We start from the raw sequence: 380 nt of genomic DNA on the forward strand, positions 1-380 counted from the left end.
CCCAGAGTGCCCCGGCGCGGCCGTCCGCCGTGGCCTGCCCCACTGCCCCAACCGGGGCCAGGTCGAAGGTCCGCCCTCCCCCGCTCAGCTGGGGCACTCCCGCGCCCACCGTCTCCCCCATCCGCGTGAGCTGCACGGCCACCTCACGCCCACCGGGAAGCGTCCAGACCTCTCCCCTCAGGCCGGGGGGAAGGCGCAGCGACAGCCTCTCCGGGGCCACCCCGGCAGGCAGGCGGTAGCGCAGGGTCACGCTCTCGCCGGGACCGAGGGCGCGGTCGGCGCCGGGGTTGAGCCAGAGCAGCCCGGTCGTCTGGGCCCGTGCTGGAAGCTGCACCGGAGCTGGGGCCGGGACACCCGGCGCCGCCGCCCCTGCTCCCAGC

1 pseudogene is annotated in these 380 nt (G+C 77.6%); it reads right to left on the reverse strand.

Annotated elements, in window-relative coordinates:
• Nucleotides 1-380, reverse strand: a pseudogene (locus tag QOL99_RS17700) (vWA domain-containing protein); the annotation flags it as partial.

The organism is Deinococcus rhizophilus (genome assembly GCF_030271215.1).
GTDB lineage: Bacteria > Deinococcota > Deinococci > Deinococcales > Deinococcaceae > Deinococcus > Deinococcus rhizophilus.